Source organism: Cobetia sp. UIB-001 (assembly GCF_044789135.1).
Taxonomy (GTDB): Bacteria; Pseudomonadota; Gammaproteobacteria; order Pseudomonadales; family Halomonadaceae; genus Cobetia; species Cobetia amphilecti.
The window spans coordinates 3,453,805-3,476,389 of the sequence record NZ_CP058244.1; the positions used below are offsets into that span (position 1 = coordinate 3,453,805).

The 22,585-nt window shown below is 63.5% G+C and carries 5 protein-coding genes; all 5 read right to left on the reverse strand.

Annotated features, from left to right (window positions below; genetic code table 11):
- The 5 genes from HA399_RS14335 to HA399_RS14355 are packed head-to-tail and all read right to left on the reverse strand — an operon-like array spanning position 1 to position 22,393.
- On the reverse strand, positions 1-9,225 hold the full coding sequence (locus HA399_RS14335; protein ID WP_404325353.1) for a VCBS domain-containing protein: 9,225 nt from the start codon (positions 9,223-9,225) through the stop codon (positions 1-3).
- Positions 9,125-15,085: a VCBS domain-containing protein gene (locus HA399_RS14340; RefSeq protein WP_404325355.1), complete on the reverse strand. Its 5,961-nt coding sequence runs from the start codon at positions 15,083-15,085 to the stop codon at positions 9,125-9,127. The genes HA399_RS14335 and HA399_RS14340 overlap by 101 nt, the downstream gene beginning before the upstream one ends.
- A complete protein-coding gene (locus HA399_RS14345) occupies positions 15,082-15,450 on the reverse strand; it encodes a hypothetical protein (protein ID WP_404325356.1) in 369 nt (122 codons plus the stop codon). The genes HA399_RS14340 and HA399_RS14345 overlap by 4 nt, the downstream gene beginning before the upstream one ends.
- Positions 15,447-15,770, reverse strand: coding sequence for a VCBS domain-containing protein (locus tag HA399_RS14350; RefSeq protein WP_404325357.1), 324 nt, complete (start codon positions 15,768-15,770; stop codon positions 15,447-15,449). Before HA399_RS14350 ends, HA399_RS14345 begins: the two co-directional genes overlap by 4 nt.
- Positions 15,743-22,393 carry an Ig-like domain-containing protein gene (locus HA399_RS14355; RefSeq protein WP_404325358.1) on the reverse strand — a complete coding sequence of 2,217 codons (6,651 nt, stop codon included), beginning with the start codon at positions 22,391-22,393 and terminating at the stop codon, positions 15,743-15,745. The genes HA399_RS14350 and HA399_RS14355 overlap by 28 nt, the downstream gene beginning before the upstream one ends.
- Positions 22,394-22,585 lie beyond the last annotated feature (192 nt).

A 22,585-nucleotide genomic window follows, 5' to 3' on the forward strand; every position in this document is an offset into this window, starting at 1 on the left:
TCAGCCGTCGACGTTCGTCTTGAGACTGTTGCTGTCGAGCAGAGATTGAATGATCTGCGTATCCGTGTCGCCACCTGATGTCAGGTCGACATCCTGCAGATTGATCTCTTGCGTGATATTGCTGCCGTCGGATCCATCGACACTGATCTCGATATTGGTGCCACCTTCTCCATCTGACTCGAAGTGCAGGAAGCTCGAGAGCGTATCGGCATCATCGTTGGACTGAAGCAGATCGGACAGATCGATGACATCGCCATCCGCGACACTGAAGTCGGTGATGGTATCCGTCGCCATGCCGCCTTCGCTGTTGATGTCATGACCGCTCAGCCACTGGAAGGTATCGGCACCATCGCCGCCGGTCAGGATGTCATTGCCGGCACCTCCGACCAGAAGATCATCGCCCTCACCACCAGAGAGGATATCGTTGCCGGTGCCGCCTCTCAGCGTATCATTGCCGCTGCCACCTTCCAGACGATCGCTGCCCTCGCCACCGCTCAGGGTGTCATTGCCGCCTTGGCCAATCAGATAGTCCGCATAGAACGGGCCATCGCCATCGCCCGTCAGGGTCTCGTTGCCATCGGTACCGATGACCACGGCCAGCTTGTCGACATCGATACTGACACTTGAGGCGTTGGTATCCCCGTCATTGTCGACCGTCACGTAATCGAAGCTGTCCGTGGAGCGCTCGCTGACGTTATCCGGGGGCGTGTAGGTGAAGTCACCGCTCCCCAGATTGAACAGCATGCTGCCCCCCAGGTCCGTCGAGATGATCAACTCCAGGCTGTCCGCATCGTAGCTGCTGTTGTCCGACCCCGTAGCAGACACGGTGTTGGTAACCGGGTCATAACTGTAGGTCGTGCCATCCACGGTGACCGATTGCAGATAACCGCCATCCGCTCCCAACAGACTGCCATCCACGGAGCTGCCCGAGACAAGTTGCCCACTGACAGGCGATTGCACGGTCGCGGCCAGACTATCATCGAGGTCCGAGAAACTGGTGACGATAGCGGCATCAATATCTTCATCAGCTGAGCCGTCATAGGCAATGGGATTTAGATTGTCCTCGGAGACACCGGCCCCCATGCCGATGGCATAGGACTTGATTCCATTGTCCACAAGGAAATCTGTCCAGATCCCTTCTTCCGTATTGCTGATGCCAGTATCAGAGCGGTCACGAACCGGTATCAGCTGGCCACCGCTAAAGTACTGAACACTGTCGTAATCGAGGGAATTGTCGAGTTCATTACTATTGCCATCAGCACCGTATGGCGTGCCATCGGAGAAGAAGTAGGAAATATTCTGCGCTGACTCCAGCGCTCCATCTTCCGCATAATTCTCCATCGCTTCAGCGAGTGCTGCATCGTAATTGGTGACGCCACCGGCACTGAGGCCTTCCAATACAGTCACGGCCTCACTCGCTGTCATCCAGGCAGCGTAAGACGTCGCTGTGGTCGAGAATGACACCAGATTGATGCGCACATCCCCAAAATCGTCGTAGGCCGAGATCAGCGTCTTGATAGATTCAATCGCACTTTCAAGACGGGTCTGAGTCCCTATCCCACTTGCGCTCGCCATGGAGCCGGACACATCCAGCACGATGGTGAGATTGGTATCCACCAGGGTCGACGAGAAGCTCTGCGCTTCCTGCTGCTCTGGGGCATCATCCTCGATGCCGATGGTCAGCGTGCCGGTGGAGCTGGCACCTTCGCTATCCGTTGCGAGCACACCGAAGTCCAGAGACAGGACATCCTCACCATCACCCGAGTGATCGACCGCCTGACTCAGAGTGAAGGTATAGGCGCCGCTATCATCGATGGTCACCGTCGCGACTTCATTGCCTTCAGCATCGGTTGCCACCATTGACTGGGTGCCGCTGCCGGACCAGGTCACCGCACTGCCACCGGAGGTGATGGCCGTGGCAGGAGCCGTCAATACCAGCGACACGCTGTCACTGTCGACATCCGTGACGGAAACCGTACCGGTGACGGTGGTGGCATCGGTGGTATCCGTAAAGCCATCAGCCGCATCGCTGTCGGCGATACCGCCTTCGAGCCCTTCTTCGCTGACGCGGCCTTCAGTCGCAGTCACCACCGGGGCATCATTCGTCCCCTGAATGGTAATGGTGACATCCTGGGTAGCTGTCGCTCCCGCCGTATCCGTGACAATGACGGTGTAGGTCAGGACCAGCGACTCGCCTGCAGACAGGTAGTCGAAGCTTTCCCCGGCAGCACTGCTGTCGAAGGACCAGTTGAGCGTACCTTCAGTGCTCTCGTCATCGATGACGGCCCCGGTATCCACGCCCAGCAGCGCAAGCAGGTCATCGTTGTCCAGCGTGCCGGTATCGCCATCACTGGAGACGCCGGTAACGCTCGGCGTCACGCTATTGCTGAGATCCACGTCATCCACCGACAGAGTCCCGCTGGCACTCAGCGGTGAACCCGTCTCCGTCAGGCTGGCGGCGGCACTGTCGCCACTGCTGACACTTATCTCCGGCGCATCGTTGCTACCTTTGATGGTGATGGTCAGCGTGGTAGTGGCAGTATCACCGTCAGCATCCGTGATCACATAGGTATAGACATCCGTGACCGACTCACCGGCCGCCAGGTACTGCAGGTCGTCGCGTGCTGACTGATAGCTGTAGGATCCATCCGCCGCCAGGGTCAGCTCGCCGTGCTCACCCGTGATCACGGCCGCCGCGCCATCGCTCACCGGGGCAGTCTCCGCTCCGGCGATGACGGCAGTCACGGTTACCGCATCGGCACCCAGAGTATCGGCAGTCGCCGATGTGCCATCCACGACATTGCCGACAACGGCAGCATTGCGATTCTCGCCAATGCTGCGCGTATCAGCGTTGGCTACCGGCGCCGTATCCAGCACCGTGACATCGAGACTGTCACTGGTGCTCTGGCCTGCCAGATCCGTTACCACGACGGTGAAACCATCGACGACGCTGTCATCGCCATCTGTGTGATCAGCCGCTGTGCCATCTTCCACATAGGTGTAGGTGACCTCACCGCTGTCGGCGTCGTAGCCGGTCACGGTCAGCGTGCCTTCACCATCTGGATTGGAGATCACTACCGGTGTGGTGCTGGCATTCGTGATATCCACGCCAGCAATCGTCACTGCCGCGATACCTGCTGCAGCTGACACGGTAAAGGTATTGGTAAGCGTGCTTCCGGTCGCTTCGGTGACGGACTGGTCTTCCAGTGAACTGATGACCGGCAGCGCATCATCAGTCCCCTTGATGACGATATCCACTGTCGTGCTGGAGCCATCGCTGAGCTGCACGATGTACTGCTCATTGATCGTGTCGGCAGATGTCAGCCCCTGCACAGCGGCAGTGTCGTTATCCAGCGTATAGGTCCAGTTGCCGCCGGCATCGACGGCGAAGGTACCGTAGAGACTGCTGTCGTCAGTGGCCGGCGTGAACGTCGGCGCGTCACTATCGACATCGGTCGCGGTCAGCGTCCCTGAAGCTTCCGTCACACCATCTTCGGCAACAGCGCCATCATCGGCACTGATGACGACAGGGTCATCAATCGCTGCGACGTCCTCGAAGCTGAGAATGGCTTCATCGAACTCGGTGCCATCCGTGATCACATAAGTGGTGTCGGGTACCGGACCGTTGTAATTCTCACCGGGCGTGAAGGTGAAGGTACCGTCAGCATTGATCAGAAGTGTGCCGACTTCGCCAAGATCCGCTGTCTTGCCCGGGTCGTACGTAACCCCGTCAACTGTGAAGCTGACGACGCTCAACTCATCACCATCGGCGTCGACGTCGTTGTTCAGGACGTTGCCGCTGACCGGAGTATCTTCTTCGACCACGATCGGACCGTCGTCATAGGCCACCGGCTTGTCATTCAAGCCCTGGACATTGATGGTGATGTCGGCGGTATCCGAGTCACCATCCGCATCCAGGATGGTGTACTCGAATACTTCCTTGACGAGGTCACCGGCACCCAGTGCCTGAGCGCGCGCATCATCAAGGTCATAACTGAAGGTGCCATCGGTATTGATGGTCAAGCTGCCGTAGCTGCCATCGACCGTAACGCTACCCTCATTGTCTGCCAGTGAAATGCCATCGAGATGCGTGATGGTCACGCCATCAGCGCCTAGCTCATCCTGTCCGCCGCCGACAACACTGGAAATGACATTGGTGTTGATCACCGGCTCACCATCCGGAGACGTATCATCTTCGCGAATGGTGTAGGTGTCGTCATTGGCGACAGGCGCGGTATCCACAATCTTGACGTCAAGGCTGTCGCTGGTGCTCTGCCCGGCCAGGTCAGTGACGACCACGGCGTAGTTGTCGAACACGCTATCGTCGCCAGCCGAGTGATCCGCAGCCGTGCCATCCTCCACATAGGTGTAGGACACGGTGCCGGCATCGTAGCCCGTGATGGTCAGCGTGCCTTCGTCATCAGTCGCACCCGGAATCACGATGGGGTTATCCACTGACGCCGAAGTGATATCCGTGCCATTGATGGTGACGCTGGCGATGCCGGCATCCGCATCCACCTCGAAGGTGTCAGTGACCGTGGCACCTGTGGCCTCAGTCACTTGCTTGTCAGCCAGCGTGATGACCGGCACTGCGTCGGCCGAGCCGGTGATATTGATGGTCAGCGTGGTGCTGGAATAGTCGCCATCGCTGTCTTCCAGCACATAGGTGAAGACGTCTTCCGCCGGTTCGCCCTCTGCCAGAGACTGCGTCTTGGTGGTGTCCAGAACGTAGGTATAGCTGCCGTCGCTGTTGAGCGTCAGCGTGCCGTAGTCACCCGTGACCGTGGCACTGCCGCCGTCGGCAATTCCGGTATCGTCCAGTTTGCAGACCATGAACGGCGCATCTGCACCCAGGACGTCCTCATTGTCATTGGCACCATCAATCACGTTGCCCGTGAGCTCGTCCGTCGCATCTTCATCTATATCGCGCTCATCCGGCTTGGCCGTCGGCGCGGTATCCACAATCTTGACGTCAAGACTGTCGCTGGTGCTCTGCCCGGCCAGGTCAGTGACGACCACGGCGTAGTTGTCGAACACGCTATCGTCGCCAGCCGAGTGATCCGCAGCCGTGCCATCCTCCACATAGGTGTAGGACACGGTGCCGGCATCGTAGCCCGTGATGGTCAGCGTGCCTTCGTCATCAGTCGCACCCGGAATCACGATGGGGTTATCCACTGACGCCGAAGTGATATCCGTGCCATTGATGGTGACGCTGGCGATGCCGGCATCCGCTGCCACCTCGAAGGTGTCAGTGACCGTGGCACCTGTGGCCTCAGTCACTTGCTTGTCAGCCAGCGTGATGACCGGCACTGCGTCGGCCGAGCCGGTGATATTGATGGTCAGCGTGGTGCTGGAATAGTCGCCATCGCTGTCTTCCAGCACATAGGTGAAGACGTCTTCCGCCGGTTCGCCCTCTGCCAGAGACTGCGTCTTGGTGGTGTCCAGAACGTAGGTATAGCTGCCGTCGCTGTTGAGCGTCAGCGTGCCGTAGTCACCCGTGACCGTGGCACTGCCGCCGTCGGCAATTCCGGTATCGTCCAGTTTGCAGACCATGAACGGCGCATCTGCACCCAGGACGTCCTCATTGTCATTGGCACCATCAATCACGTTGCCCGTGAGCTCGTCCGTCGCATCTTCATCTATATCGCGCTCATCCGGCTTGGCCGTCGGCGCGGTATCCAGAATCTTGACGTCAAGACTGTCGCTGGTGCTCTGCCCGGCCAGGTCAGTGACGACCACGGCGTAGTTGTCGAACACGCTATCGTCGCCATCCGAGTGATCCGCAGCCGTACCATCCTCCACATAGGTGTAGGACACGGTGCCGGAATCGTAGCCCGTGATGGTCAGCGTGCCTTCGTCATCAGTCGCACCCGGAATCATGATGGGGTTATCCACTGACGCCGAAGTGATATCCGTGCCATTGATGGTAACGCTGGCGATGCCGGCAACCGCTGCCACCTCGAAGGTGTCAGTGACCGTCTCACCCGTGGCCTCGGTCACTTCCTTGTCAGCCAGCGTGATGACCGGCACTGCGTCGGCCGAGCCCGTGATATTGATGGTCAGCGTAGTGCTGGAATAGTCGCCATCGCTGTCTTCCAGCACATAGGTGAAGACATCTTCCGCCGGTTCATTCTCTGCCAGAGACTGCGTCTTGGTGGTATCCAGAACGTAGGTATAGCTGCCGTCACTGTTGAGTGTCAGCGTGCCGTAGCTGCCGGTGACGACTGCGGCGGCATCGGCCGTGACGTCGGATGCACTCCCGCCGTCCGGCGTGACGCTGGTCACGCTGGTGGCATCGGCCCCCAGGGTGTCGGCGGTGTCGCTGGCGCCGTCGATGACGTTGCCGTCGAGTGCCGTGGTGGTGTCTTCGTCGATGTTGCGGGCGTCGGCCTTGGCCTCCGGCGCGGTATCGAGGATCGCGATGTCCAGGCTGTCGCTGGTGCTCTGCCCGGTGATGTCGGTGACCACGACGGTGAAGCTGTCAGTGATGTCACCGCCGGTGTGATCTTCGCTCTCGCCATCCTCGACGTAGCTGTAGGTCACGGTGCCCGTGTCGGCGTCATAGCCGGTCACGCTCAGGACACCTTCGACGGTGGTGATCTCGACCGGATCGGTCTCGGTCGCGCCGGTGATATCAGTGCCATTCACGGTGACGGTATCGATGCCGGCAGTGGCGGCGACCGTGAAGCTGCCGGTGACGGAGTCGCCGGTGGCTTCGGTGAGGCTGTGGTCCGCCTCATCACCGCTGATATCGGTGATGGTCGGCACGCCATCGGTCGAGCCGTCGACGGTGATGGTCAGCGTGGTGCTGGAGGCATCGCCATCGGCGTCGGTGATCGTGTAGCTGAAGACGTCGGTCAGTGACGCCCCATCATCCAGGCCCTGGACCTCGGCATTGCTGTTGTCGAGCACATAGCTGTAGCTGCCGTCGGCTTCGAGGGTCAGCGTGCCGTAGCTGCCGGTGACGACTGCGGCGGCATCGGCCGTGACGTCGGATGCACTCCCGCCGTCCGGCGTGACGCTGGTCACGCTGGTGGCATCGGCCCCCAGGGTGTCGGCGGTGTCGCTGGCGCCGTCGATGACGTTGCCGTCGAGTGCCGTGGTGGTGTCTTCGTCGATGTTGCGGGCGTCGGCCTTGGCCTCCGGCGCGGTATCGAGGATCGCGATGTCCAGGCTGTCAGTGCTGCTCTGCCCGGTGATGTCGGTGACCACGACGCTGAAGCTGTCGGTGATGTCGCCGCCGGTGTGATCTTCGCTCGCGCCATCCTCGACGTAGCTGTAGGTCACGGTGCCCGTGTCGGCGTCATAGCCGGTCACGCTCAGGACACCTTCGACGGTGGTGATCTCGACCGGATCGGTCTCGGTCGCGCCGGTGATATCAGTGCCATTCACGGTGACGGTATCGATGCCGGCATCCGCTTCCACCTGGAAGGTGTCAGTGACGGTGCCGCCGGTCGCCTCAGTGACCGACTGGTCATCCAGCGAGGTGATGGTCGGCACGCCATCGGTCGAGCCGTCGACGGTGATGGTCAGCGTGGTGCTGGAGGCATCGCCATCGGCGTCGGTGATCGTGTAGCTGAAGACGTCGGTCAGTGACGCCCCATCATCCAGGCCCTGGACCTCGGCATTGCTGTTGTCCAGCACATAGCTGTAGCTGCCGTCGGCTTCGAGGGTCAGCGTGCCGTAGCTGCCGGTGACGACTGCGGCGGCATCGGCCGTGACGTCGGATGCACTGCCGCCGTCCGGCGTGACGCTGGTCACGCTGGTGGCATCGGCCCCCAGGGTGTCGGCGGTGTCGCTGGCGCCGTCGATGACGTTGCCGTCGAGTGCCGTGGTGGTGTCTTCGTCGATGTTGCGGGCGTCGGCCTTGGCCTCCGGCGCGGTATCGAGGATCGCGATGTCCAGGCTGTCGCTGGTGCTCTGCCCGGTGATGTCGGTGACCACGACGCTGAAGCTGTCGGTGATGTCGCCGCCGGTGTGATCTTCGCTCTCGCCATCCTCGACGTAGCTGTAGGTCACGGTGCCCGTGTCGGCGTCATAGCCGGTCACGCTCAGGACACCTTCGACGGTGATGATCTCGACCGGATCGGCCTCGGTCGCGCCGGTGATATCAGTGCCATTCACGGTGACGCTGGCGATGCCGGCATCCGCTTCCACCTGGAAGGTGTCAGTGACGGTGCCGCCGGTCGCCTCAGTGACCGACTGGTCATCCAGCGAGGTGATGGTCGGCACGCCATCGGTCGAGCCGTCGACGGTGATGGTCAGCGTGGTGCTGGAGGCATCGCCATCGGCGTCGGTGATCGTGTAGCTGAAGACGTCGGTCAGTGACGCCCCATCATCCAGGCCCTGGACCTCGGCATTGCTGTTGTCGAGCACATAGCTGTAGCTGCCGTCGGCTTCGAGGGTCAGCGTGCCGTAGCTGCCGGTGACGACTGCGGCGGCATCGGCCGTGACGTCGGATGCACTCCCGCCGTCCGGCGTGACGCTGGTCACGCTGGTGGCATCGGCCCCCAGGGTGTCGGCGGTGTCGCTGGCGCCGTCGATGACGTTGCCGTCGAGTGCCGTGGTGGTGTCTTCGTCGATGTTGCGGGCGTCGGCCTTGGCCTCCGGCGCGGTATCGAGGATCGCGATGTCCAGGCTGTCGCTGGTGCTCTGCCCGGTGATGTCGGTGACCACGACGCTGAAGCTGTCGGTGATGTCGCCGCCGGTGTGATCTTCGCTCTCGCCATCCTCGACGTAGCTGTAGGTCACGGTGCCCGTGTCGGCGTCATAGCCGGTCACGCTCAGGACACCTTCGACGGTGATGATCTCGACCGGATCGGCCTCGGTCGCGCCGGTGATATCAGTGCCATTCACGGTGACGCTGGCGATGCCGGCATCCGCTTCCACCTGGAAGGTGTCAGTGACGGTGCCGCCGGTCGCCTCAGTGACCGACTGGTCATCCAGCGAGGTGATGGTCGGCACGCCATCGGTCGAGCCGTCGACGGTGATGGTCAGCGTGGTGCTGGAGGCATCGCCATCGGCGTCGGTGATCGTGTAGCTGAAGACGTCGGTCAGTGACGCCCCATCATCCAGGCCCTGGACCTCGGCATTGCTGTTGTCCAGCACATAGCTGTAGCTGCCGTCAGCTTCGAGGGTCAGCGTGCCGTAGCTGCCGGTGACGACTGCGGCGGCATCGGCCGTGACGTCGGATGCACTCCCGCCGTCCGGCGTGACGCTGGTCACGCTGGTGGCATCGGCCCCCAGGGTGTCGGCGGTGTCGCTGGCGCCGTCGATGACGTTGCCGTCGAGTGCCGTGGTGGTGTCTTCGTCGATTGCGGGCGTCGGCCTTGGCCTCCGGCGCGGTATCGAGGATCGCGATGTCCAGGCTGTCGCTGGTGCTCTGCCCGGTGATGTCGGTGACCACGACGCTGAAGCTGTCGGTGATGTCGCCGCCGGTGTGATCTTCGCTCTCGCCATCCTCGACGTAGCTGTAGGTCACGGTGCCCGTGTCGGCGTCATAGCCGGTCACGCTCAGGACACCTTCGACGGTGATGATCTCGACCGGATCGACCTCGGTCGCGCCGGTGATATCAGTGCCATTCACGGTGACGCTGGCGATGCCGGCATCCGCTTCCACCTGGAAGGTGTCAGTGACGGTGCCGCCGGTCGCCTCAGTGACCGACTGGTCATCCAGCGAGGTGATGGTCGGCACGCCATCGGTCGAGCCGTCGACGGTGATGGTCAGCGTGGTGCTGGAGGCATCGCCATCGGCGTCGGTGATCGTGTAGCTGAAGACGTCGGTCAGTGACGCCCCATCATCCAGGCCCTGGACCTCGGCATTGCTGTTGTCGAGCACATAGCTGTAGCTGCCGTCGGCTTCGAGGGTCAGCGTGCCGTAGCTGCCGGTGACGACTGCGGCGGCATCGGCCGTGACGTCGGATGCACTCCCGCCGTCCGGCGTGACGCTGGTCACGCTGGTGGCATCGGCCCCCAGGGTGTCGGCGGTGTCGCTGGCGCCGTCGATGACGTTGCCGTCGAGTGCCGTGGTGGTGTCTTCGTCGATGTTGCGGGCGTCGGCCTTGGCCTCCGGCGCGGTATCGAGGATCGCGATGTCCAGGCTGTCAGTGCTGCTCTGCCCGGTGATGTCGGTGACCACGACGCTGAAGCTGTCGGTGATGTCGCCGCCGGTGTGATCTTCGCTCGCGCCATCCTCGACGTAGCTGTAGGTCACGGTGCCCGTGTCGGCGTCATAGCCGGTCACGCTCAGGACACCTTCGACGGTGGTGATCTCGACCGGATCGGTCTCGGTCGCGCCGGTGATATCAGTGCCATTCACGGTGACGGTATCGATGCCGGCATCCGCTTCCACCTGGAAGGTGTCAGTGACGGTGCCGCCGGTCGCCTCAGTGACCGACTGGTCATCCAGCGAGGTGATGGTCGGCACGCCATCGGTCGAGCCGTCGACGGTGATGGTCAGCGTGGTGCTGGAGGCATCGCCATCGGCGTCGGTGATCGTGTAGCTGAAGACGTCGGTCAGTGACGCCCCATCATCCAGGCCCTGGACCTCGGCATTGCTGTTGTCGAGCACATAGCTGTAGCTGCCGTCGGCTTCGAGGGTCAGCGTGCCGTAGCTGCCGGTGACGACTGCGGCGGCATCGGCCGTGACGTCGGATGCACTCCCGCCGTCCGGCGTGACGCTGGTCACGCTGGTGGCATCGGCCCCCAGGGTGTCGGCGGTGTCGCTGGCGCCGTCGATGACGTTGCCGTCGAGTGCCGTGGTGGTGTCTTCGTCGATGTTGCGGGCGTCGGCCTTGGCCTCCGGCGCGGTATCGAGGATCGCGATGTCCAGACTGTCACTTGTGCTCTGCCCGGTGATGTCGGTCACCACGACGGTGAAGCTGTCGGTGATGTCGCCGCCGGTGTGATCTTCGCTCTCGCCATCTTCGACGTAGCTATAGGTGACCTCACCGGTGTCGGCGTCGTAGCCGGTCACGCTCAGGACACCTTCGACGGTGGTGATCTCGACCGGATCGGTCTCGGTTGCGCCGGTGATATCAGTGCCATTCACGGTGACGCTGGCGATGCCGGCATCCGCTTCCACCTGGAAGGTGTCAGTGACGGTGCCGCCGGTCGCCTCAGTGACCGACTGGTCATCCAGCGAGGTGATGGTCGGCACGCCATCGGTCGAGCCGTCGACGGTGATGGTCAGCGTGGTGCTGGAGGCATCGCCATCGGCGTCGGTAATCGTGTAGCTGAAGACGTCGGTCAGTGACGCCCCGTCATTCAGGCCCTGGACCTCGGCATTGCTGTTGTCCAGCACATAGCTGTAGCTGCCGTCGGCTTCGAGGGTCAGCGTGCCGTAGTCACCGGTGACGACTGCCGCGGCATCTGCCGTGACGTCGGACGCACTGCCGCCGTCCGGCGTGACGCTGGTCACGCTGGTGGCATCCGCGCCCAGGGTGTCGGCGGTGTCGCTGGTGCCGTCGATGACGTTGCCGTCGAGTGCCGTGGTGGTGTCTTCGCCGATATTGCGGGCGTCGGCGTTGGCGACCGGCGCGGTATCGAGGATCGCGATGTCCAGGCTGTCAGTGCTGCTCTGCCCGGTGATGTCGGTGACCACGACGGTGAAGCTGTCGGTGATGTCGCCGCCGGTGTGATCTTCGCTCTCGCCATCCTCGACGTAGCTATAGGTGACCTCACCGCTGTCGGCGTCATAGCCGGTCACGGTCAGGGTGCCTTCGTCGGTGGTGAGCTCGACCGGATCGGCCTCGGTCGCGCCGGTGATGTCAGTGCCATTCACGGTGACGGTATCGATGCCGGCAGTGGCGGCGACCGTGAAGCTGCCGGTGACGGAGTCGCCGGTGGCTTCGGTGAGACTGTGGTCCGCCTCATCACCGCTGATATCGGTGATGGTCGGGACGCCGTCGGTGGACCCCTCGACGGTGATGGTCAGCGTGGCAGTATCACTGTCGCCATCGGCGTCGGTGATCACGTAGGTGAACGTGTCTTCTTCCGTCTCGCCATTATTCAGCGACTGGACCGCCGGGCTGGTGGTGTCGAGCACATAGCTGTAGCTGCCGTCACTGTTGAGTGTCAGCGTGCCGTACGTGCCTTCGACCACGGCAGCGTCATCGGCCGTGACGTCGGACGCACTGCCGCCGTCCGGCGTGACGCTGGTCACGCTGGTGGCATCCGCGCCCAGGGTATCGGTGGTGTCGTTGTCGCCACTGATGACGTTGCCGTCGAGAGCGGTGGCGTCCTCGTCGATACTGCGCGCATCGTCATTGGCCGTCGGCGCGGTGTCGACGATCGCGATGTCCAGGCTGTCGCTGGTGCTCTGCCCGGTGATGTCGGTGACCACGACGGTGAAGCTGTCGGTGATGTCGCCGCCGGTGTGATCTTCGCTCTCGCCATCCTCGACGTAGCTATAGGTGACCTCACCGCTGTCGGCGTCATAGCCGGTCACGGTCAGGGTGCCTTCGTCGGTGGTGAGCTCGACCGGATCGGCCTCGGTCGCGCCGGTGATGTCAGTGCCATTCACGGTGACGGTATCGATGCCGGCAGTGGCGGCGACCGTGAAGCTGCCGGTGACGGAGTCGCCGGTGGCTTCGGTGAGACTGTGGTCCGCCTCATCACCGCTGATATCGGTGATGGTCGGGACGCCGTCGGTGGACCCCTCGACGGTGATGGTCAGCGTGGCAGTATCACTGTCGCCATCGGCGTCGGTGATCACGTAGGTGAACGTGTCTTCTTCCGTCTCGCCATTATTCAGCGACTGGACCGCCGGGCTGGTGGTGTCGAGCACATAGCTGTAGCTGCCGTCACTGTTGAGTGTCAGCGTGCCGTACGTGCCTTCGACCACGGCAGCGTCATCGGCCGTGACGTCGGACGCACTGCCGCCGTCCGGCGTGACGCTGGTCACGCTGGTGGCATCGGCCCCCAGGGTGTCGGCGGTGTCGCTGGCGCCGTCGATGACGTTGCCGTCGAGTGCCGTGGTGGTGTCTTCGTCGATGTTGCGGGCGTCGGCCTTGGCCTCCGGCGCGGTATCGAGGATCGCGATGTCCAGGCTGTCGCTGGTGCTCTGCCCGGTGATGTCGGTGACCACGACCGCGAAGCTGTCGGTGATGTCGCCGCCGGTGTGATCTTCGCTCGCGCCATCTTCGACGTAGCTATAGGTGACCTCACCGGTGTCGGCGTCGTAACCGGTCACGCTCAGGACACCTTCGACGGTGGTGATCTCGACCGGATCCGTCTCAGTCGCGCCGGTGATATCAGTGCCATTCACGGTGACGCTGGCGATGCCGGCATCCGCTTCCACCTGGAAGGTGTCAGTGACGGTGCCGCCGGTCGCCTCAGTGACCGACTGGTCATCCAGCGAGGTGATGGTCGGCACGCCATCGGTCGAGCCGTCGACGGTGATGGTCAGCGTGGTGCTGGAGGCATCGCCATCGGCGTCGGTGATCGTGTAGCTGAAGACGTCAGCCAGGCTCTCGCCATCATCCAGCGACTGTACGGCCGGATTGGTGGTGTCGAGCACATAGCTGTAGCTGCCGTCGGCTTCGAGCGTCAGCGTGCCGTAGCTGCCGGTGACGACTGCGGCGGCATCTGCCGTGACGTCGGACGCACTGCCGCCGTCCGGCGTGACGCTGGTCACGCTGGTGGCATCGGCCCCCAGGGTGTCGGCGGTGTCGCTGGCGCCGTCGATGACGTTGCCGTCGAGTGCCGTGGTGGTGTCTTCGTCGATGTTGCGGGCGTCGGCCTTGGCCTCCGGCGCGGTATCGAGGATCGCGATGTCCAGGCTGTCAGTGCTGCTCTGCCCGGTGATGTCGGTGACCACGACGCTGAAGCTGTCGGTGATGTCGCCGCCGGTGTGATCTTCGCTCGCGCCATCCTCGACGTAGCTGTAGGTCACGGTGCCCGTGTCGGCGTCATAGCCGGTCACGCTCAGGACACCTTCGACGGTGGTGATCTCGACCGGATCGGTCTCGGTCGCGCCGGTGATATCAGTGCCATTCACGGTGACGGTATCGATGCCGGCATCCGCTTCCACCTGGAAGGTGTCAGTGACGGTGCCGCCGGTCGCCTCAGTGACCGACTGGTCATCCAGCGAGGTGATGGTCGGCACGCCATCGGTCGAGCCGTCGACGGTGATGGTCAGCGTGGTGCTGGAGGCATCGCCATCGGCGTCGGTGATCGTGTAGCTGAAGACGTCGGTCAGTGACGCCCCATCATCCAGGCCCTGGACCTCGGCATTGCTGTTGTCGAGCACATAGCTGTAGCTGCCGTCGGCTTCGAGGGTCAGCGTGCCGTAGTCGCCGGTGACGACTGCGGCGGCATCTGCCGTGACGGTGCTGCCATCGACGTCAGTGACCGTGGTGGCATCGGCCCCCAGGGTGTCGGCGGTGTCGCTGCCGCCGTCGATGACGTTGCCATCAAGTGCCGTGGTGGTGTCTTCGCCGATGTTGCGCGTATCGGCGTTGGCGACCGGCGCGGTATCGACGATCGCGATGTCCAGACTGTCACTTGTGCTCTGCCCGGTGATGTCGGTCACCACGACGGTGAAGCTGTCGGTGATGTCGCCGCCGGTGTGATCTTCGCTCTCGCCATCTTCGACGTAGCTATAGGTGACCTCACCGGTGTCGGCGTCGTAGCCGGTCACGCTCAGGACACCTTCGACGGTGGTGATCTCGACCGGATCGGTCTCGGTTGCGCCGGTGATATCAGTGCCATTCACGGTGACGCTGGCGATGCCGGCATCCGCTTCCACCTGGAAGGTGTCAGTGACGGTGCCGCCGGTCGCCTCAGTGACCGACTGGTCATCCAGCGAGGTGATGGTCGGCACGCCATCGGTCGAGCCGTCGACGGTGATGGTCAGCGTGGTGCTGGAGGCATCGCCATCGGCGTCGGTAATCGTGTAGCTGAAGACGTCGGTCAGTGACGCCCCGTCATTCAGGCCCTGGACCTCGGCATTGCTGTTGTCCAGCACATAGCTGTAGCTGCCGTCGGCTTCGAGGGTCAGCGTGCCGTAGTCACCGGTGACGACTGCCGCGGCATCTGCCGTGACGTCGGACGCACTGCCGCCGTCCGGCGTGACGCTGGTCACGCTGGTGGCATCCGCGCCCAGGGTGTCGGCGGTGTCGCTGGGCCGCCGTCGATGACGTTGCCGTCGAGTGCCGTGGTGGTGTCTTCGCCGATATTGCGGGCGTCGGCGTTGGCGACCGGCGCGGTATCGAGGATCGCGATGTCCAGGCTGTCAGTGCTGCTCTGCCCGGTGATGTCGGTGACCACGACGGTGAAGCTGTCGGTGATGTCGCCGCCGGTGTGATCTTCGCTCTCGCCATCCTCGACGTAGCTATAGATGACCTCACCGCTGTCGGCGTCATAGCCGGTCACGGTCAGGGTGCCTTCGTCGGTGGTGAGCTCGACCGGATCGGCCTCGGTCGCGCCGGTGATGTCAGTGCCATTCACGGTGACGGTATCGATGCCGGCAGTGGCGGCGACCGTGAAGCTGCCGGTGACGGAGTCGCCGGTGGCTTCGGTGAGACTGTGGTCCGCCTCATCACCGCTGATATCGGTGATGGTCGGGACGCCGTCGGTGGACCCTCGACGGTGATGGTCAGCGTGGCAGTATCACTGTCGCCATCGGCGTCGGTGATCACGTAGGTGAACGTGTCTTCTTCCGTCTCGCCATTATTCAGCGACTGGACCGCCGGGCTGGTGGTGTCGAGCACATAGCTGTAGCTGCCGTCACTGTTGAGTGTCAGCGTGCCGTACGTGCCTTCGACCACGGCAGCGTCATCGGCCGTGACGTCGGACGCACTGCCGCCGTCCGGCGCGTGACGCTGGTCACGCTGGTGGCATCCGCGCCCAGGGTATCGGTGGTGTCGTTGTCGCCACTGATGACGTTGCCGTCGAGAGCGGTGGCGTCCTCGTCGATACTGCGCGCATCGTCATTGGCCGTCGGCGCGGTGTCGACGATCGCGATGTCCAGGCTGTCGCTGGTGCTCTGCCCGGTGATGTCGGTCACCACGACGGTGAAGCTGTCGGTGATGTCGCCGCCGGTGTGATCTTCGCTCTCGCCATCCTCGACGTAGCTATAGGTGACCTCACCGCTGTCGGCGTCATAGCCGGTCACGGTCAGGGTGCCTTCGTCGGTGGTGAGCTCGACCGGATCGGCCTCGGTCGCGCCGGTGATGTCAGTGCCATTCACGGTGACGGTATCGATGCCGGCAGTGGCGGCGACCGTGAAGCTGCCGGTGACGGAGTCGCCGGTGGCTTCGGTGAGACTGTGGTCCGCCTCATCACCGCTGATATCGGTGATGGTCGGGACGCCGTCGGTGGACCCCTCGACGGTGATGGTCAGCGTGGCAGTATCACTGTCGCCATCGGCGTCGGTGATCACGTAGGTGAACGTGTCTTCTTCCGTCTCGCCATTATTCAGCGACTGGACCGCCGGGCTGGTGGTGTCGAGCACATAGCTGTAGCTGCCGTCACTGTTGAGTGTCAGCGTGCCGTACGTGCCTTCGACCACGGCAGCGTCATCGGCCGTGACGTCGGACGCACTGCCGCCGTCCGGCGTGACGCTGGTCACGCTGGTGGCATCCGCGCCCAGGGTATCGGTGGTGTCGTTGTCGCCACTGATGACGTTGCCGTCGAGAGCGGTGGCGTCCTCGTCGATACTGCGCGCATCGTCATTGGCCGTCGGCGCGGTGTCGACGATCGCGATGTCCAGGCTGTCGCTGGTGCTCTGCCCGGTGATGTCGGTCACCACGACGGTGAAGCTGTCGGTGATGTCGCCGCCGGTGTGATCTTCGCTCTCGCCATCCTCGACGTAGCTATAGGTGACCTCACCGCTGTCGGCGTCATAGCCGGTCACGGTCAGGGTGCCTTCGTCGGTGGTGAGCTCGACCGGATCGGCCTCGGACGCGCCGGTGATGTCAGTGCCATTCACGGTGACGGTATCGATGCCGGCAGTGGCGGCGACCGTGAAGCTGCCGGTGACGGTATCGCCGGTGGCTTCGGTGACGCTGTTGTCGTCCGTGCCGCTGATGCCGGTGATGACCGGCGCGGCATCGGTCGAGCCCGTGACGGTGATGGTCAGCGTGGTGCGCGAGGCATCGCCATCGGCATCGGTGATGCCATAGGTGAAGACGTCGCTCAGCGGGTCGCTGTCATCGTTCAGTGACTGGACCTCGGCATTGCCGTTGTCCAGCACGTAGCTGTAGCTGCCGTCACTGTTGAGGGTCAGCGTGCCGTAGCTGCCGGCGATCTCGGTACCGGTCGTGTCGTTGACGTTTGCCGCAAGCGCGTCATCGTCTTCCAGAGTGCCTGTCACGACACCGGTGACCAGGGTCGGCGTGTCGCTGCCCAGGGCATCGGCGGCCGCATCGGCATCCGTGCTGTCACCGGACCCGCTGATGACATTGCCGGTCAGGGCGTCAGTGGTGTCCTCGGCGATGGTGCCGGTGTCGGCATTGGCCGTCGGGACGGTGTCGACGATCGCGATGTCGAGACTGTCCGTGGTGCTGGCATCCGTGATGTCGGTGACCACGACCGCGAAGCTGTCGGTGATGTCGCCGCCCGAGTGATCCTCGGTCTCGCCATCCTCGACGTAGCGGTACGTTACGGTGCCCGTATCGGCGTTATAGCCGGTCACGCTCAGGGTGCCTTCGCTCCCCTCGATGACCACCGGGTCGACCTCGGTCGCATTGGTGATGTCGACCGGCGTATCCGCATCCGCGCCAGCAATGGTGACCGTAGCAATCCCGGCAGTGGCGGCGACCGTGAAGCTGCCGGCGACGGTATCGCCGGTGGCTTCGGTGACGCTGTTGTCGTCCGTGCCGCTGATGCCGGTGATGATCGGCGCGGCATCGGGCATACCGGTGATCAGGATGTCGACCGTGGTGGTCGAGCCATCGCTGAGCTCGACCACGAACGACTGGCTGACAGTGTCACCTTCATTCAACCCCTGAACGACAGCGGCATCGTTATCGAGGGTGTAGGTCCACTCCCCTGCCTCGTTGACGCTGAAAGTGCCGTAATCATCGCTTTGGGTACCAGCGACAACATCAGTACTTTCGACATCGACAAGCGCGCCGGAAGCTTCGGTAACGCCATCCTCCGTTACCTCTCCAGAATCGCCGCCAATCAGGGCGCCCACGTCATTGCTGGTCGCGGTGTTGCCGGCCGGATCGGTGACCGAGGCCTCGACGCTGTATTCGCCTTCGCTCAGCGGTGTCTCGGCGTCAACCGTATAGGTGCCGTTCTCGACGGTGGCGGTGACGGTCTGCTCGTTGCCGTCGCTGTCGGTGATGACCAGGGTGACGGTGCTGCCGTCTTCGGCATCGGTGGTACCGACGATGGTCGGCGTGGTGTCGGAGGTCAGTGCCGGAGCATCGACAGTCAGCGCCGGCGCGCTTGCGTCGATCTCGCCCACGTCATTGCTGGTCGCGGTGTTGCCGGCCGGATCGGTGACAGAGGCCTCGACGCTGTATTCGCCTTCGCTCAGTGGCGTCTCGGCGTCGACGCTGTAGGTGCCGTTCTCCACAGTCGCGGTGACGGTCTGCTCGTTGCCATCGCTGTCGGTGATGACCAGGGTGACGGTGCTGCCGTCTCCGGCATCGGTAGTGCCGACGATGGTCGGCGTGGTGTCGGAGGTCAGTGCCGGAGCATCGACAGTCAGCGCCGGCGCGCTTGCGTCGATCTCGCCCACATCATCGCTGGTCGCGGTGTTGCCGGCCGGATCGGTGACCGAGGCTTCGACGCTGTACTCGCCTTCGCTCAGCGGCGTTTCAGCGTCAACCGTATAGGTGCCGTTCTCGACGGTGGCGGTGACGGTCTGCTCGTTGCCGTCGCTGTCGGTGATGACCAGGGTGACGGTGCTGCCGTCTTCGGCATCGGTGGTGCCAACGATGGTCGGCGTGGTGTCGGAGGTCAGCGCGGGAGCATCGACGGTCAGCGCCGGCGCGCTGGCGTCGATCTCGCCTACGTCATTGCTGGTCGCGGTGTTGCCGGCCGGATCGGTGACCGAGGCTTCGACGCTGTACTCGCCTTCGCTCAGCGGCGTTTCAGCGTCAACCGTATAGGTGCCGTTCTCGACGGTGGCGGTGACGGTCTGCTCGTTGCCGTCGCTGTCGGTGATGACCAGGGTGACGGTGCTGCCGTCTTCGGCATCGGTGGTACCGACGATGGTCGGCGTGGTGTCGGAGGTCAGCGCGGGAGCATCGACGGTCAGCGCCGGCGCGCTTGCGTCGATCTCGCCCACGTCATTGCTGGTCGCGGTGTTGCCGGTCGGGTCGGTGACCGAGGCCTCGACGCTGTATTCGCCTTCGCTCAGCGGCGTCTCGGCGTCAACCGTGTAGGTGCCGTTCTCGACGGTCGCGGTGACGGTCTGCTCGTTGCCGTCGCTGTCGGTGATGACCAGGGTGACGGTGCTGCCGTCTTCGGCATCGGTGGTGCCGACGATGGTCGGCGTGGTGTCGGAGGTCAGCGCAGGAGCATCGACAGTCAGCGCCGGCGCGCTTGCGTCGATCTCGCCCACGTCATTGCTGGTCGCGGTGTTGCCGGCCGGATCGGTGACCGAGGCCTCGACGCTGTATTCGCCTTCGCTCAGCGGCGTCTCGGCGTCAACCGTGTAGGTGCCGTTCTCGACGGTGGCAGTAACGGTCTGTTCGTTGCCGTCGCTGTCAGTGATGACCAGCGTGACGGTGCTGCCATCGTCGGCATCGGTAGTGCCGACGATGGTCGGCGTGGTGTCGGAGGTCAGTGCCGGGGCATCGACGGTCAGCGCCGGCGCGCTTGCGTCGATCTCGCCTACATCATTGCTGGTCGCGGTGTTGCCGGCCGGATCGGTGACCGAGGCTTCGACGCTGTACTCGCCTTCGCTCAGCGGGGTCTCGGCGTCAACCGTGTAGGTGCCGTTCTCGACGGTGGCAGTAACGGTCTGTTCGTTTCCGTCGCTGTCGGTGATGACCAGGGTGACGGTGCTGCCGTCTTCGGCATCGGTGGTGCCGACGATGGTCGGCGTGGTGTCGGAGGTCAGCGCAGGAGCATCGACAGTCAGCGCCGGCGCGCTTGCGTCGATCTCGCCCACGTCATTGCTGGTCGCGGTGTTGCCGGCCGGATCGGTGACCGAGGCCTCGACGCTGTATTCGCCTTCGCTCAGCGGCGTCTCGGCGTCAACCGTGTAGGTGCCGTTCTCGACGGTGGCAGTAACGGTCTGTTCGTTGCCGTCGCTGTCAGTGATGACCAGCGTGACGGTGCTGCCATCGTCGGCATCGGTAGTGCCGACGATGGTCGGCGTGGTGTCGGAGGTCAGTGCCGGGGCATCGACGGTCAGCGCCGGCGCGCTTGCGTCGATCTCGCCTACATCATTGCTGGTCGCGGTGTTGCCGGCCGGATCGGTGACCGAGGCTTCGACGCTGTACTCGCCTTCGCTCAGCGGGGTCTCGGCGTCAACCGTGTAGGTGCCGTTCTCGACGGTGGCAGTAACGGTCTGTTCGTTTCCGTCGCTGTCGGTGATGACCAGGGTGACGGTGCTGCCGTCTTCGGCATCGGTGGTGCCGACGATGGTCGGCGTGGTGTCGGAGGTCAGTGCCGGGGCATCGACGGTCAGCGCCGGCGCGCTTGCGTCGATCTCGCCTACATCATTGCTGGTCGCGGTGTTGCCGGCCGGATCGGTGACCGAGGCTTCGACGCTGTACTCGCCTTCGCTCAGCGGGGTCTCGGCGTCAACCGTGTAGGTGCCGTTCTCGACGGTGGCAGTAACGGTCTGTTCGTTTCCGTCGCTGTCGGTGATGACCAGGGTGACGGTGCTGCCGTCTTCGGCATCGGTGGTGCCGACGATGGTCGGCGTGGTGTCGGAGGTCAGCGCAGGAGCATCGACAGTCAGCGCCGGCGCGCTTGCGTCGATCTCGCCCACGTCATTGCTGGTCGCGGTGTTGCCGGCCGGATCGGTGACCGAGGCCTCGACGCTGTATTCGCCTTCGCTCAGCGGCGTCTCGGCGTCAACCGTGTAGGTGCCGTTCTCGACGGTGGCAGTAACGGTCTGTTCGTTGCCGTCGCTGTCAGTGATGACCAGCGTGACGGTGCTGCCATCGTCGGCATCGGTAGTGCCGACGATGGTCGGCGTGGTGTCGGAGGTCAGTGCCGGGGCATCGACGGTCAGCGCCGGCGCGCTTGCGTCGATCTCGCCTACATCATTGCTGGTCGCGGTGTTGCCGGCCGGATCGGTGACCGAGGCTTCGACGCTGTACTCGCCTTCGCTCAGCGGGGTCTCGGCGTCAACCGTGTAGGTGCCGTTCTCGACGGTGGCAGTAACGGTCTGTTCGTTTCCGTCGCTGTCGGTGATGACCAGGGTGACGGTGCTGCCGTCTTCGGCATCGGTGGTGCCGACGATGGTCGGCGTGGTGTCGGAGGTCAGCGCGGGGGCATCGACGGTCAGCGCCGGCGCGCTTGCGTCGATCTCGCCCACATCATTGCTGGTCGCGGTGTTGCCGGCCGGATCGGTGACCGAGGCCTCGACGCTGTACTCGCCTTCGCTCAGCGGTGTCTCGGCATCGACGCTGTAGGTGCCGTTCTCCACAGTCGCGGTGACGGTCTGCTCGTTGCCGTCGCTGTCGGTGATGACCAGCGTGACGGTGCTGCCATCGTCGGCATCGGTGGTGCCGACGATGGTCGGCGTGGTGTCGGAGGTCAGTGCCGGGGCGTCGACGGTCAGCGCCGGCGCGCTGGCGTCGATCTCGCCCACGTCATTGCTGGTCGCGGTGTTGCCGGCCGGGTCGGTGACCGAGGCCTCGACGCTGTACTCGCCTTCGCTCAGCGGCGTTTCAGCGTCAACCGTATAGGTGCCGTTCTCGACGGTGGCGGTGACGGTCTGCTCGTTGCCGTCGCTGTCAGTGATGACCAGCGTAACGGTGCTGCCGTCTTCGGCATCAGTAGTACCGACGATGGTCGGCGTGGTGTCGGAGGTCAGCGCCGGTGCATCGACCGACAAGGACAGCACGACCTCTGTGGGCAGTGTCGGATCAAGATCCAGCCCCAGGCCATCTTCGTCCTCATCATTGAATTCCGGGTCGGTAAAGCCGCTCTCATATTCATAGGAGGTCCGTTCGACACGCCCTTCGCGCCCCACCCCAGAGGCATCCAGGAAACCACTACGACTGCTACCCGGCGCACCGCCACTCTCACCGGCTGCGGGAGCTTCCTGAATTGCGGTCGGGTCTTCACCACGAGCGATCGCTTCGCGCAACGCTTCCACTGCCGGGTCAACAGGCGCTTCCCCACGCGACTCGGCCAGCAACACCTCAACGCCGATCGGCGCCCCCTGCGGCACCACAAGCTGGGTGCCGTCTTCTAGCACCACGATCGCGCCCTGCGGCGCGACCAGAGTGGCTGTAGATTCAAGCGTCATTCCTTTGACGACACGCTGCGCCTCGTTGGTGGAGGAAGCAACAAGTACTGTGCCTTCTGTGCGAATGACCTGGACCATGGGGACATACTCCTGCTGGGGAAAGGTGCTACATCATGCTGCGAAGGGGGAGCGATGGCATGATAGACAAGAACGGATGGTTACATTTTGATACACAACAACACTTACCGCAAC